This is a genomic window from Egbenema bharatensis FJBBOT/2019 (assembly GCF_048077055.1).
In the GTDB taxonomy this organism is placed as follows: Bacteria; Cyanobacteriota; Cyanobacteriia; order Elainellales; family Elainellaceae; genus Egbenema; species Egbenema bharatensis.
In genome coordinates, this window is the sequence record NZ_CP182236.1 from 5,659,884 (window position 1) to 5,672,753 (window position 12,870).

15 protein-coding genes are annotated in these 12,870 nt (G+C 50.5%); 13 read left to right on the forward strand and 2 right to left on the reverse strand.

Going from position 1 to position 12,870, the window contains the following annotated elements; all coding sequences use genetic code 11:
* The first annotated feature begins 32 nt into the window (after positions 1 to 32).
* From ACM1PF_RS26415 to ACM1PF_RS26475, 13 genes are all read left to right on the forward strand, one after another.
* Positions 33 to 1,097: a sulfonate ABC transporter substrate-binding protein gene (locus ACM1PF_RS26415; protein WP_416668903.1), complete on the forward strand. Its 1,065-nt coding sequence runs from the start codon at positions 33 to 35 to the stop codon at positions 1,095 to 1,097.
* 57 nt (positions 1,098 to 1,154) lie between these two features.
* Positions 1,155 to 2,219 (forward strand): sulfonate ABC transporter substrate-binding protein, encoded by a 1,065-nt coding sequence (locus ACM1PF_RS26420; RefSeq protein WP_416668906.1) that lies wholly within the window; start codon positions 1,155 to 1,157, stop codon positions 2,217 to 2,219.
* Between the two features lie 10 nt (positions 2,220 to 2,229).
* Positions 2,230 to 3,363, forward strand: coding sequence for an FMNH2-dependent alkanesulfonate monooxygenase (gene ssuD / locus ACM1PF_RS26425; protein ID WP_416668909.1), 1,134 nt, complete (start codon positions 2,230 to 2,232; stop codon positions 3,361 to 3,363).
* 220 nt (positions 3,364 to 3,583) lie between these two features.
* Positions 3,584 to 4,138: an NADPH-dependent FMN reductase gene (gene ssuE / locus ACM1PF_RS26430; RefSeq protein ID WP_416668912.1), complete on the forward strand. Its 555-nt coding sequence runs from the start codon at positions 3,584 to 3,586 to the stop codon at positions 4,136 to 4,138.
* A 211-nt stretch (positions 4,139 to 4,349) separates the two neighbouring features.
* Positions 4,350 to 5,153 (forward strand): aliphatic sulfonate ABC transporter permease SsuC, encoded by an 804-nt coding sequence (gene ssuC / locus ACM1PF_RS26435; RefSeq protein WP_416668915.1) that lies wholly within the window; start codon positions 4,350 to 4,352, stop codon positions 5,151 to 5,153.
* 28 nt (positions 5,154 to 5,181) lie between these two features.
* The gene (locus ACM1PF_RS26440; protein WP_416668917.1) at positions 5,182 to 5,964 is read left to right on the forward strand and encodes an ATP-binding cassette domain-containing protein; all 783 of its coding nucleotides are present in this window, start codon (positions 5,182 to 5,184) and stop codon (positions 5,962 to 5,964) included.
* Between the two features lie 47 nt (positions 5,965 to 6,011).
* The gene (locus ACM1PF_RS26445) at positions 6,012 to 7,031 is read left to right on the forward strand and encodes an aliphatic sulfonate ABC transporter substrate-binding protein (protein ID WP_416668919.1); all 1,020 of its coding nucleotides are present in this window, start codon (positions 6,012 to 6,014) and stop codon (positions 7,029 to 7,031) included.
* Between the two features lie 47 nt (positions 7,032 to 7,078).
* Complete coding sequence (locus ACM1PF_RS26450; protein WP_416668922.1) at positions 7,079 to 7,228, forward strand: hypothetical protein; 150 nt, start codon at positions 7,079 to 7,081, stop codon at positions 7,226 to 7,228.
* Between the two features lie 71 nt (positions 7,229 to 7,299).
* A complete protein-coding gene (locus tag ACM1PF_RS26455; RefSeq protein WP_416668925.1) occupies positions 7,300 to 7,593 on the forward strand; it encodes an NIL domain-containing protein in 294 nt (97 codons plus the stop codon).
* Positions 7,594 to 7,622: 29 nt separating this feature from the next.
* Positions 7,623 to 8,204, forward strand: a complete 582-nt coding sequence (locus ACM1PF_RS26460; RefSeq protein WP_416668927.1) for a beta-class carbonic anhydrase — start codon at positions 7,623 to 7,625, stop codon at positions 8,202 to 8,204.
* 433 nt (positions 8,205 to 8,637) lie between these two features.
* The gene (locus ACM1PF_RS26465) at positions 8,638 to 9,612 is read left to right on the forward strand and encodes a sulfurtransferase (protein ID WP_416668930.1); all 975 of its coding nucleotides are present in this window, start codon (positions 8,638 to 8,640) and stop codon (positions 9,610 to 9,612) included.
* Positions 9,613 to 9,799: 187 nt separating this feature from the next.
* Positions 9,800 to 9,997: a hypothetical protein gene (locus ACM1PF_RS26470; protein WP_416668932.1), complete on the forward strand. Its 198-nt coding sequence runs from the start codon at positions 9,800 to 9,802 to the stop codon at positions 9,995 to 9,997.
* 15 nt (positions 9,998 to 10,012) lie between these two features.
* A complete protein-coding gene (locus ACM1PF_RS26475) occupies positions 10,013 to 11,215 on the forward strand; it encodes a YeeE/YedE family protein (protein WP_416668934.1) in 1,203 nt (400 codons plus the stop codon).
* A gap of 135 nt (positions 11,216 to 11,350) precedes the next feature.
* Here ACM1PF_RS26475 and ACM1PF_RS26480 read toward each other — a convergent pair whose 3' ends face one another.
* Together ACM1PF_RS26480 and ACM1PF_RS26485 are read right to left on the reverse strand one after the other, a co-directional pair.
* Positions 11,351 to 11,761 carry a hypothetical protein gene (locus ACM1PF_RS26480; RefSeq protein WP_416668936.1) on the reverse strand — a complete coding sequence of 137 codons (411 nt, stop codon included), beginning with the start codon at positions 11,759 to 11,761 and terminating at the stop codon, positions 11,351 to 11,353.
* A 140-nt stretch (positions 11,762 to 11,901) separates the two neighbouring features.
* Complete coding sequence (locus ACM1PF_RS26485) at positions 11,902 to 12,528, reverse strand: hypothetical protein (protein ID WP_416668938.1); 627 nt, start codon at positions 12,526 to 12,528, stop codon at positions 11,902 to 11,904.
* Between the last annotated feature and the right edge of the window lie 342 nt (positions 12,529 to 12,870).

The window sequence follows — 12,870 nt, forward strand, 5'->3', positions numbered from 1 at the left end:
GTCGCGGCAAAGCTCCAGGGAGGATAGTAAGGATGAGTCAGGTTCGTCAGTTTTTTAAGGTGCGGTTCAATAGAATTGGGCAATGGCAGTTTCGACGAGATAAATTCTCGCGTCGGGCATTTTTGCTCTTGTTTTCTGTGGGCTTAGGGTTAACGCTGACCCTAGCCGCTTGTACTCCTGATGCTTCAATCCAGGCTGAGGTTGATTCTACCGCTTCACCAATCGCAGTCGATCGGGTTGTTCGGATTGGGCATCAAAAATTTGATCCGTTTACGCTGGTTAAGGCAAGAGGTGGCTTAGAGAGACGGTTAGAGCCGCTGGGCGTGTCGGTGGAATGGACAGAGTTTCAGTCGGGACCTCCGATGATGGAAGCCCTCAACGTAGGGAGTATTGACATTGGACGCACAGGAGACACTCCGCCCGTAATTGCCCAGGCAGCGGATGCACCTTTGGTTTATATCGGGGGAGGCACACCTAAGGATCGCAGTTCGGCAGTGTTGGTCAGAGCCGATTCACCCATTCAAACCGTTGCTGATCTGGCAGGAAAGAAAATTGGGTATGCCAAGGGTTCCAGTGCTAATTACCTGATTGTGCGGGTATTGGAAACCGCAGGGCTGACGCTGGATGATATTGAGTCGGTGTATCTCTCTCCCGCCGATGCACGATCGGCATTTGAACAGGGAGGAATTGATGCCTGGGTAATTTGGGACCCGTTTTATGCAGCGGCGCAGGAGCAGGCGGATGTGCGGGTGATTCGGGATAGCGATGGGTTGGTGGCGAATCGAGATTTCTATTTGGCGGTCAACTCCTACGTGGATGACAATGCCGATGTGATTGAGGCAATCAAGCAGGAAACCCAGGAGGTTTCAGCCTGGGCAGATGCTAATCCGGATGAAGTAGTGAGCATTCTCTCACCAATTCTGGGCATTGAAGCTCCCATCCTGGATGTCGTAACCAAACGACGGGGTTACGATTTTCAGCCGATGAGCGATGAAATGGTGGCGGAACAGCAAGAGATTGCTGATGTGTTCTACGAGTTTGACCTGATTCCCAAATCGGTCAATGTTTCAGAGATTGTCTGGCGATCGAGTTCATGAACCCATATAAGACATTCCCATTATCTAACTTGAGACGAAATGAGAGGAAGAAGCTGAATGTTCAATCTTGACCAATATGACCTGATTTCCCGTGTTGCCGATCGCATCGGTTCACTCTTTCAACAACGTAGACTGAGAGCCTTCTCTACCCTATTTGTGGTGGGATTAGGACTCAGCCTGCTGGTGACAGCTTGCAATCCTGGAACCAATTCCTCGACGGTTGCCAGTTCTCCCAATTCGGCTGCGCCCACTAGTCAAAATCGCGCTTTGCGAGTGGGATATCAGAAATCTTCAACGGTACTGAACCTGCTGAAGAATCAAGGGACGCTGGAAGAGAAATTGCAACCAGAAGGCGTTCGAGTGGAATGGGCAGAATTTGCGGCGGGTCCCCAAATGCTGGAAGCTCTCAACGTGGGCAGCATTGACTTCGCCTACACCGGAGAAACACCCCCCGTCTTTGCTCAGGCGGCAGATGCCCCCCTGGTTTACGTTGCCTATGAGCCAGTCGGAGGGTCTGCGGAAGCCATTTTGGTCAGGGAAGATTCTCCAATTCAAACCGTAGAGGATCTTAGGGGCAAAACCGTTGCCCTGAACCGAGGATCGAATGTTCACTATCTGCTGGTACGGGCACTGGAAGAGGCAGGATTAGAATATAGCGACATTACAACGGCTTACTTGCCTCCGGGTGATGCCAGACCGGCGTTTGAGCAGGGTAGCGTCGATGCCTGGGTAATTTGGGATCCGTTTCAGGCTGCGGCTGAAACCTCCGCCAATGCTCGAATTTTAGTGGATGGCAAAGACCTGGTTGCCAATCACGGTTATTTCCTATCTACGCAGAACTATGTGGATCAAAACCCAGACTTAATTGAGGAAATTCTGGAAGAACTGAGAACGACTGCCAATTGGGCAGAAGATAATCCCTCTGAAGTCGCTTCGTTCCTGTCAGACGAGTTAGGCATTGATATACCGTCATTGGAATTGGCAGAAACCCGTAGAGGGTATGGGGTTAAGCCTCTCACGGATGAAATTGTGAAAGGGCAACAGCAAATTGCCGACACCTTTTACAACCTGGAATTGATTCCGAAGCAAATCAGCGTTGCAGATGTCGTTTGGAAAGGATAGAAGACGTAGAATGGATATTCTTTGGTTTTTTCCCACCCACGGAGATGGTCGCTATTTGGGAACGCCGATCGGTGGTCGCGCGGTCACGCCGGATTACTTGAAACAACTGGCGGGGGCGATCGACTCTCTGGGCTATGCTGGGGCACTTTTGCCCACCGGACGTTCCTGTGAAGATGCCTGGATTACGGCGGCTTCGCTCATCCACGTCACCCAACGCATGAAGTTTCTGGTGGCAATTCGTCCAGGGATTAGCTCACCGGGAATGGCAGCGCGGATGGCGGCAACGTTCGATCGTCTGTCTCAAGGGCGGCTGCTGGTGAATGTCGTCACAGGAGGTGATCCCGTCGAACTGGCGGGAGATGGACTGCACCTGAGCCACGACGATCGCTATGTACTCACTGATGAATTTCTCTCAATCTGGCGAGAAGTAATGGCAGGGGAAGTGGTGGACTACGAAGGAGAATATCTCAATGTAAAAGGCAGCAAACTGCTGTTTCCGCCTGTGCAAACGCCCTATCCGCCGCTCTACTTTGGTGGGTCTTCTCCTGCTGCGAAACAGGTAGCTGCCAAGCACGTAGACTTGTATCTCACTTGGGGCGAACCTCCGGCTCAGGTAGCCGAAAAAATTGCTGAGGTGCGGAGACTGGCGGCAGAACAGGGCAGAACCCTCCGGTTTGGAATTCGCCTGCATGTCATCGTTCGAGAAACGGAACAGGAAGCCTGGGACGCAGCGCACCAACTGATTCAGCATTTAGATGAAGAGACGATCGCGGCTGCCCAAAGAGCCCTGTCTCGCGCTGATTCAGAAGGACAACGGCGGATGGTGCAACTCCATAGTGGCAGCAAAGCTTCGCTGGAGATTAGCCCGAACCTATGGGCTGGAGTGGGTCTGGTTCGGGGTGGTGCAGGCACGGCTCTGGTGGGTGATCCGGATACGGTTGCCGATCGAATGCTGGAATATGCCGATCTGGGAATTGATACTTTCATTCTGTCAGGCTATCCCCATTTGGAGGAAGCTTACCGGGTGGCAGAACTGCTGTTTCCGAAACTTCCTGTTGGCATAACCTTACCGCCGCCCAGCCGCATGATGAGTCCGGTGGGTGAGGTGATTGCCAACGAAAAGATTCCGACCAGTGCGAGTTAGATCGTGGCGGGATGGGTGCCTGCTGATTGACCCACCCCCAACCCCTCCCAGGAGGGGAGTTTCGGACATTCTGCTCTTGGGAGAGTCCAGGAGTTTCGAGGAGATCACCGACACTCACTACCCTACCCAGCCTCTATACATTCCCCTCCTGGGAGGGGTAGGGGTGGGTTAGATCGATTTCACCTCTGTTCATTGTTCATTATTCTGGAGTAATTCCATCATGCCCCAAGTTTTAGCGATCGCCGGAAGTCCATCTCATCCTTCGCGCACCTATTCCATCCTGGAATCTGCCACGCGGATTTTAGAAGCCGAACAGATTTCAACGCAGATCCTTTCGGTTCGCGATTTGCCTGCGGAAGCCTTACTGTTTGCCCAGTTTGATCATGAAGCGATCGTCCAGGCTGCGTCCCTGGTGGAACAAGCCAATGCCTTGATTATTGCCACACCAGTGTATAAAGCCGCCTACACGGGGGTTCTTAAAGCCTTTCTTGATTTACTCCCACAAACAGCCCTTGCAGGCAAACCCATCTTACCGATCGCCACCGGAGGCACGATCGCCCATTTACTGTCGATCGACTATGCCCTGAAACCGATTCTTTCGGCATTGGGAGCCAGATATATCCTGGCAGGAGCCTACTTTGTCGATAGTCAGGTGCAGCGCAACGAGGATGGCAGCATTCAGCTTGAACCAGAAGCTGAACAACGCCTGCAAAATTCAGTTCAAGATTTGGTTGCTGCTTTCCGCCCTGCTCCGGTTGCTGCGATCAGCCGCTAAGAACTCATTTAGAAACGCGAATTAAACAAATCAAAATTCTTGTGGGGTGGGCATCTTGCCCGCCCAGTCAACGAAGTAAAACAATTCACAGATTATTTAGTTCACGCTCCTTAAAACCATGCAGGATTTGAATTTCAGAAACGCTAACTCGTTTTCGGATAGGAACTCAATCTTTGTTTCATAGAAGGAAAGTCTACAGAGGGGAACACCGATGCAAATTGCTCAACGTCCGTCCAACTTTTCCTGGCGATCGTCTCTTCCCTGGGAGCAGATCGCCCCCTGGATTGTACCGGTTGGTTTGATTGTCCTGTGGCAGCTATTGTCGCAAGTAGGCTTAATTCCAACGCGAATTCTGCCTGCCCCAACCCAGATTGTGGAAGCTGCGATTCGGTTGGCGGGTACGGGTGAGTTGACTCGTAATATTGGGATTAGTCTCTATCGCGCCCTTGTTGGATTTGTCATCGGGGGAGGAATTGGCTTGTTTCTGGGAGTTTTAAACGGACTCTCAAAACCTGCCGAACTCTTGTTAGACGGCTCCCTCCAAATGGTTCGTAATATTCCCCACCTGGCGTTAATTCCGCTGGTAATTCTCTGGTTTGGGATTGGCGATCAAGCTAGAATTTTCCTGGTCATCCTCGGCGTATTTTTTCCAATTTATATCAACACCTTTGCTGGAATTCGATCGATCGAACCCAATCTTCTGGAAATGGGTCGGGTATACGGGTTGAAACGTCAAGAGCTATTTTGGCAAATTGTGGTTCCTGGGGCATTACCCAGTATGCTAGTGGGTTTGCGGTACGCACTGGGTCTAATGTGGTTGACGCTGATTGTCGCAGAAACGATCGCCGCTAATTCGGGAATTGGCTACATGGCAATGAACGCCAGAGAATTTATGCAAACTGATGTAGTCGTTCTGAGTATTTTACTGTATGCCGTTTTGGGTAAATTAGCCGATTCGATCGTGCGTTTCCTAGAAAGAAATTTGTTAGCCTGGCATCCGAGTCAAATATCATAGTGTGTCCCTCAATTAAGGAGATAAGAAGGTGAGTACGTTAAGATCAAATGCCCAATATGGCATTCATTTGAGCATTCGCAACCTGGATAAATCATTTGGCAATTTTCAAGTTTTACAGGATGTAAATTTGGAATTGAATCCCGGAGAGTTTGTTGCAGTCGTTGGTAAAAGTGGTTGCGGTAAAAGTACCCTGCTGCGGTTGATTGGCGGATTGGATGCCCCAACCTCTGGCGAAGTGGCGATCGATGGTCAGGTTTTGCGCGGACTCAATCCCAATGCCCGAATTATGTTCCAGGATTCTCGCCTGCTGCCCTGGCGCAAGGTGTTTGATAATGTCGTCCTGGGGTTACGCGGTAATGCTCGTCAGCGGGGAGAATGGGCACTGCGGGAAGTGGGACTGGGCGATCGGTTCAATGATTGGGTGACGGTGCTGTCGGGGGGACAACGCCAGCGGGTAGCTTTGGCACGGGCACTGGTGAGTCATCCCCGATTGTTACTACTTGACGAACCCTTGGGCGCATTGGATGCTCTGACTCGTCTGGGAATGCAGCAATTGATTGAAAACCTGTGGAAAGAGCAGGGATTTACCGCGTTACTCGTTACCCATGATGTAGAAGAGGCAGTGTATTTAGCCGATCGCGTGGTGGTGATTGAAGAGGGACGCATTGCCCTGGATTTGCCGATCGATTTGCCCCGTCCTCGCACGGAAGGAGCCGCCTTTTCAGAGCTAAAGCTGCAAATTCTCGATCGAATTTTGCAACGCGATCGGATAGCATCTGAGGTCAATTCCTCAGTGCAATATGTGTCCTGATCGATTCAATTTGTGATTCTTACCTGTTGCACTGGAATGACATCACCATGAAACTCAAACGCAGAGATGTTTTGTATGGTTTGGTAGGCTTATCGATTCCCCTGATCGCCTCAAGCTGTGCCGGAGGGGACTCCAACTCAACGGAACCGGCGACAGGAACCGGAAATGCAACGGCAGAGCCGACCGATTCAAGGATCGTGCGAATTGGCTATCAGAAAACCACCGACCTGGATTTGCTGCGAACGCGGGGAGAACTCGATCGGCGGTTACAGGAGTTAGGTTCCAGTGTGGAGTGGTCGCTGTTTCAGTCGGGACCTCCGATGTTGGAGGCCATGAACGCGGGCAGCCTTGACTTTGGTGGAATTGGGGATGCCCCTCCCATTTTCGCCCAGGCAGCAGGCGGAGAGTTTTACTACGTCAGCGTCATTCCCTATGGGCCAGAAACTCAGGATATTATCGTGCCAGCCAATTCCTCTATCCAGTCACCCGCAGATCTGAGAGGGAAGAAGGTTGCCCTCCAGAGAGGTTCCAGTGCCCACTATCTGCTGTTGCGCGTGCTGGAAGAAGCGGGAATTCCGGTCAACGAAGTGGAAGTGGTTTCTTTGTCTCCGGCCGATGCGCGAGGGGCATTTGAGCAGGGTTCTGTGGATGCCTGGTCAATTTGGGATCCGTTTCTGGCGGTTGCTCAACAGGAAGGCAATATTCGAGAACTGAAGGTGGGACGGGAACGCCGGACGTTTCTCCTGTCAGCCCGATCGTTTACCGAAAATCATCCAGACTTACTGCAAGCCATTCTGGAGGCAACAAAAGCAAACGGCGAATGGGCTTTGCAAAATCAGGAAGAACTGGCAGAACAATTTGCCAGAGAAACAGGCCTACCAAAGGACATCATGGCCATTGTCAACGATCGCCGCAACTGGGTACCGGAAGCGGTGAATCAGCAAGTCCAGACTGAGCAACAAAGTGTGGCGGATGCCTTCTACACAGCCCAAATTATTCCCAGAGAAATCCAGGTCGAAGAGGCGTTTCTGCCTGCTGATGAGTACGCTAAAATCTCCCCCTTCTAGCCGCCTTTCCGATCGCATTGATTAATCCTGATCTAAGGAGTTTGGCGATGCAATTAAAAGATGCCCCTGCTGTCAGCGTTTCTCCGTTACTGATTCTCACGATCGCCTGTCTATTCAGCTTTTTTGTGACGATCGCCTTGAGCTTTATCCGTCCTCATACCGTTGCTAATTTACTTGCAGCGATCTCCGCTTTGTAGCAAAGTTGCCTCCTTGGCTTTGCTACCTTCCTCTTTAACGTGCTCAAAAACGTGATTAAGGATCAACAGCAATGATCACAGCAACTCAGACAGCTAGGGGTGTTAGTATCGCTCATCTCCGTATTCAGATTCTCATTCCTGAATCGCAGCATTATGAACCCATTTTTTCCCGACTGGTTGCCAATCATAAGCTAGCAGTTAACGTCACCCGCACGGTGCTGGGAACCGATGGTCAGCCCCGGCAGCTTGACTTGGAGCTAACAGGGACGATCGCCCAGATGCAGAGTGGGCTGGCATACCTGGAGTCTTTAAAGTTAAAGATTCGAGGCAAACCGAACCCTGCTGGGGATAGCTGGCACTACTAACCTACAACGAAACAGAGGAGTGGAACCCAATGGGTCAAATTTTGGCAGAGGTACTCGCAGCGAATCAGTCCTATGCTTCCAGCTTTGGCGATAAAGGGAGCCTGGCAATGCCGCCTGCCCGTCGCTTTACGGTACTCACCTGCATGGATGCTCGGCTTGATCCGGCGAAGTTTGCTGGGTTGGCGGAAGGAGATGCCCATGTGATTCGCAACGCTGGGGGACGAGCGAGTGATGATGCAATTCGATCGCTGGTGATCTCTTACAAACTATTGGGAACCCGCGAATGGTTTGTGATTCATCACACCGACTGCGGCATGGAAACCTTCACAGATGACATCATCCGAGGACTGCTGGCGAATAGCCTGGAGACGGCTATCATTGATGAATCTGGCTGGCATGATGTGGGGCAAAGTCCAGGTTCCACAGAAGCCGCCTACATTGATTGGCTGACAATTCAGGATCAGGTACAGAGCATCGTCGAAGATGTCCAACGCATTCGATTCCATCCCCTGGTTCCGCGCACCATTCCCATCTACGGATTTCTCTATGATGTGCGGACTGGCAAACTGATCGAAGTCCCAGAAGCTACAGCGATCGGTCGAGCGAGTTAGGTTCAGCGATCGTTCACTACCCTATCCTCTTCCTGACTTGTGGGATGGGCATCTTGCCCGTCCTCTTTTCTCTATTCTCTTCCTGACTTGTGGGATGGGCATCTTGCCCGTCCTGTTTCTATTTTCTATTCATCTTGCCTGCTCTTGTTTCTATTGGCCATCAACCGCGATCGATCATTGCTACTTGCCAATCGCTATAGTCTGAAACTTCTATGTCACAGTTCCCCAACAACCTATTTTTCCGACTTGCAGAGGGGCGGAGGATTATGAGAGGATATCATTGTAAAATACGGTAGTTTGATTAGGTTACCGTATTAAAGCTTTTTATACTTGCAAAGATAATTCGGTACGGGTGATATGCACCGTCCTGAATCGCAAAGCTTTTGCTTGTATTTAATCACCTTTTGCACCCTAGCCCCTTGGAGTTTGAGTCATGAGAACGAATGTTTGGCGAAATTTGTCCCGCACTCAATTTTGGCGATCGAAACTCTTCGCCTTTGTCGCTTCCTTACTTGCAGTGACGATCGCCATTCCTTTAATCCCCTTCCATTCATGGGCAGCCAGTCCGGCAACCGTTGAGTTTGTGCCCCCCGCATGGATTGCGGAACACGAGGATGATTCTAACCTCCGCATTCTGGATGTGCGGATCAATCCCCTGGACTACATTTCTGGACACGTTCCGGGAGCAGTTCACATTGCGGACAATACCTTTCGTGGTCCCAATGGTCAGTTGCCCGTACAGTATTGGGAGCTAGAAAAGCTGGAGTCTCTCTTCCAACAAGCTGGAATCAACGACGATAGCCAGGTTCTCGTTTACTCCGACGAGGGCAACATCCTGGGCGCAACAATGGTCGCGTATCTGCTGGAGCGGGGCGGCTTGAGCAATATCGCTGTGCTGGATGGCGGTTTGCCTGGATATCAAGAAGCCGGACTGCCCGTCACCAAGGAGTTTCCGAACTATGAACTGGGCAGCTTCACCCTGAATGATGATCCCTCCCTTCGCGTTCCGCTGGATGAAGTTCGGCAGATTGTCCTGCAAGGAAATTCTGACATTACCTTTATTGATCCCCGCCCACCTGAACTGTTTGCGGGAGAGACTGATGTGTTCATTCGCAATGGTCACATTCCAGGAGCGAGAAACATTCCCTGGCCCACCTTTACGATCGGCGAACCAAATCGCCATCAGTTGAAACCCTTGAGTGAAATTCAGGCAATTCTGGATGAGAAGGGCATTACACCAGACGATACTATTATCGTGACGTGCAGCACCGGACGGGAAGCGACCTTACAATATATTGTCCTGAAGCATTTGCTGGGCTATCCGAATGTCCGGGTATATGAAGGCTCGTGGACAGAATATTCCGCTCAGCCTGATCTCCCGGTTGAAACAGGACGGGATGTGGCTTAGGATTGTAAGTTAGAAATTGGTGGGGTGGTGATGCTTTGTTGCATGGGCGGGCAAGATGTCCACCCCACAAGAGGGTAGGATGAGATCGATGAGCGAGATACCTACCCCACAAGGGATTTGATGATGAGATGCCTACCCCACAAGAGGGTAGGATGAGATTGACAAGTGACTCGAAATTTGGAAAGCGATGAGATTATTATTTCTACTGTTTGGTGGAGCCATTACCGCTACGGGGTTAGCTGGACTGGCGATGCTGTCGGTGATTGCTGAAAGTGCTGCCACGCGAGTTCAAGACGTAATTGCCAGTTGCGTCCCTACGTTGCCAGAAGATGAAGAGGAAGAAGAGGAAGAAGAAACCACTACAGAGTCTCAACGGCGAACTTAAGAATCAGTCCTACAGATGAGTAACGTAACCGAATTATCCCTCCGGCAACCCCAAACCCTCCAACCCCGCACCCAAAAACCGATCGCGTTCCTCCTTCTAGCTGTTCTGGTGGTGGGAGCCGTAACGCTGAGTGTCTTTGGTTGGCGACAGAGCGTTTTGTTTTTGATTGGTAGTCTCTTCGGCATTAGCCTGTACCATGCCAGTTTTGGTTTTGCCTCGTCCTACCGCAGGTTGTTCATCTACGGCGAAACTAAGGGGGTACAGGCACAGGTTTTAATGCTGATCATTGCCACGCTTCTCTTTGCCCCCATCCTCACTCGTGAAGCCGTTTTTGGGCAGAGTATGACTGGCTCGGTGGCTCCTCTGGCAGTTCAGGGCATTGTTGGAGCATTCATTTTTGGCGTGGGAATGCAGCTAGGGAGCGGCTGTGCTTGCGGTACGCTCTATACGATCGGCGGTGGCAGTAGCATGATGCTGCTCACGCTCATTACCTTTGGGATTGGCTCCTTCTGGGCTACCCTGACGGGTAACTGGTGGAGTGGGCTTCCCCAAACCGAGCCTCTGTCTTTGATTAACATGTGGGGTTGGACAGGCATTGCGCTTCAACTCTTTCTTCTCTTGCTGATTGCAGTTGCCCTCTGGTTCTGGGGACGCAAAACGGGTGACAATGCGCCGCCGCCTCCCCCCTCCGTCCCTCCCGTTCCCGCTTCTCTCCTCTACGGTTCCTGGTCGATCGCCCTTGGAGCCGTTGCCCTCGCCGTTCTGAATTGGCTCACTCTCCTTATTTCCGGTCGTCCCTGGGGGGTAACGTGGGGGTTCACCTTATGGACAGCCAAGATCGCTCAGGCGTTGGGCTGGAATCCGGAAACCAGTGAGTTTTGGAGTCAGGGGGTGGGAGCCAGAACCTTGAACAGCAGCGTCTTTTCCGATGTGATCTCGGTGATGAACTTTGGTATCGTGATTGGGGCAGCGTTGGCGGCGGCGTTAGCGGGTCGTTTATTACTGAAAAAACCTCCTTCACGATTAGGGATTGTCGCGGCTCTCATTGGCGGTTTGCTGATGGGCTACGGGGCACGAATTGCGTTTGGCTGTAATGTGGGAGCGTATTTTAGCGGAATTGCCTCAACCAGTTTGCATGGTTGGTTATGGATTACCTTTGCACTATTGGGAACAGCGATCGGGGTTAGGTTGCGTCCGTTGTTCCGCCTTTCCAACTAAGAAATACAAATCAAACAAGCTGAAAATCTTGTCAAAATTCTTGTTGAAACTCTTGTGGGGTGGGCATCTTGCCCGCCCCATTGTGTATTGTTAAACTCTCAACAAAAACTACAACTTACATCAATCCAATCGGTTCTATCCGATCGGCGGCGACACTAAAATGCTGATGATCAGGCTGGAGGTCAGCATCATTACTGTGATGCTTGAGAAGACATTCCAGCGATTGAGTTTAGATTGAGTGCGATCGCCATCATGAACTAGATAAGTTTGTGCCAACAAGAGCGAAATCATCAGAGCGATTAACCCAAAAATTAGACTGACTTGCCAACAGGATGTGCAAATCTGAGCGACGGCTTTTTGAACAAGGTAGGGATTAAATATTGCACCTAATAATCCTGCGGTCGTAATCGTAACCCACAGTAACGAAAACAAAACTCGATCGGTCTTGAACCAGAAAGGCTTTTGCTGAATGGAATGACAGGCAGATAACGTTTGTGGCTGGGGAGGGACAGTGCGGAGGGGGAATTTCACTTCTGAGGTGAGCATGGGGGACTGTAGCGGTATGGGAACTAGGCAACGTTTTACTTTGATGACTGGGCGGGCAAGATGCCCACCCCACAAGAATTTCAGGTGATTAAATTCGGAGTTCTGCGTGCCTTATAACGGCTTAGATAGTGGCTTCAATTCTAATCCGTTGGGGCTTGAGGCAATTGGCGGTTGAGATCAGCCTCTGCCAAATCAGGAATTTCCCAGTTTGCGTCCCCTGCTTTGAGAATCTGGGTTGGCGGCAAGTTCAGTTCGATCGCCCCAGTTTCCGGGTTTTCCCGAATCACCAGTTCTGCACCGCTTAAAGTGCGAACCGCACTGGCTCCGTCTAAATTCACGCCTGCAAGCTTGACATTGTTGGGAATATAAACCCCCGTACAAGACCAGTCATCATCGGTTTCTTCGCCACTGTTCAGCAAATACAGCGTATTGTCATACTCAGAATTCGATTTCTTGGGAGCTGCCCCATAGACCGCGATCGTCTTTGCGGTTTCGTTACGGCAGAGCCCGTAGCCTTCTCCCGTTTCGATGATGTACTTTTGATATTGCAATTCCGCAATCTTTTGTTGCAGTTCGTCAGTAGAGTTAATTCCCTCTGGTAGCTGCTCTGTATCTCTGGCGTTGACTAACCCATCCAGGCTTTCCGTAACTTCCAAATAATCAATATTACTGTCCAGTTTGGGTCCATCGGCATAGGCAGGTTGAATCAGTAACACGTTCATCAGTAAGATGAGGCACACCAGAGCAATCTTAAACAATTTCGTCATGAGTTATATTTCTCCATCCATTTCATTAATGCGTGTTCATCAATCCGTAAGCAATTTCTGACTAAGGCTGAGTGGATACTGTTTCGTAGAATGCATCACTCACTGACCAGAAACAAGTGCGACCAATACAATCGCCAGGCACAATCAAAGAATCGATCGGGGCAAGCAGTTGAGCTAAGAACCTGAAGCAACGAGTGGAATAATTTCACTCTAAAATCCTCAACCAATAAAAGCAAACAGCGTTATTTGTTAAAACGATAAATAGAATTGATTGAGGGTAGGCGTTCAAAGGAATCAATCAAAAATATTGATTGTTCTGACAAACAAGACTATTTGATTTTA

Bases quoted from the DNA above. Each gene is read 5' to 3' on its own strand.
- ACM1PF_RS26415 (WP_416668903.1), top strand. From the start codon at position 33: ATGAGTCAGGTTCGTCAGTTTTTTAAGGTGCGGTTCAATAGAATTGGG.
- ACM1PF_RS26420 (WP_416668906.1), top strand. From the start codon at position 1,155: ATGTTCAATCTTGACCAATATGACCTGATTTCCCGTGTTGCCGATCGC.
- ssuD (WP_416668909.1), top strand. From the start codon at position 2,230: ATGGATATTCTTTGGTTTTTTCCCACCCACGGAGATGGTCGCTATTTG.
- ssuE (WP_416668912.1), top strand. From the start codon at position 3,584: ATGCCCCAAGTTTTAGCGATCGCCGGAAGTCCATCTCATCCTTCGCGC.
- ssuC (WP_416668915.1), top strand. From the start codon at position 4,350: ATGCAAATTGCTCAACGTCCGTCCAACTTTTCCTGGCGATCGTCTCTT.
- ACM1PF_RS26445 (WP_416668919.1), top strand. From the start codon at position 6,012: ATGAAACTCAAACGCAGAGATGTTTTGTATGGTTTGGTAGGCTTATCG.
- ACM1PF_RS26450 (WP_416668922.1), top strand. From the start codon at position 7,079: ATGCAATTAAAAGATGCCCCTGCTGTCAGCGTTTCTCCGTTACTGATT.
- ACM1PF_RS26455 (WP_416668925.1), top strand. From the start codon at position 7,300: ATGATCACAGCAACTCAGACAGCTAGGGGTGTTAGTATCGCTCATCTC.
- ACM1PF_RS26460 (WP_416668927.1), top strand. From the start codon at position 7,623: ATGGGTCAAATTTTGGCAGAGGTACTCGCAGCGAATCAGTCCTATGCT.
- ACM1PF_RS26465 (WP_416668930.1), top strand. From the start codon at position 8,638: ATGAGAACGAATGTTTGGCGAAATTTGTCCCGCACTCAATTTTGGCGA.
- ACM1PF_RS26470 (WP_416668932.1), top strand. From the start codon at position 9,800: ATGAGATTATTATTTCTACTGTTTGGTGGAGCCATTACCGCTACGGGG.
- ACM1PF_RS26475 (WP_416668934.1), top strand. From the start codon at position 10,013: ATGAGTAACGTAACCGAATTATCCCTCCGGCAACCCCAAACCCTCCAA.
- ACM1PF_RS26480 (WP_416668936.1), bottom strand. From the start codon at position 11,761: ATGCTCACCTCAGAAGTGAAATTCCCCCTCCGCACTGTCCCTCCCCAG.
- ACM1PF_RS26485 (WP_416668938.1), bottom strand. From the start codon at position 12,528: ATGACGAAATTGTTTAAGATTGCTCTGGTGTGCCTCATCTTACTGATG.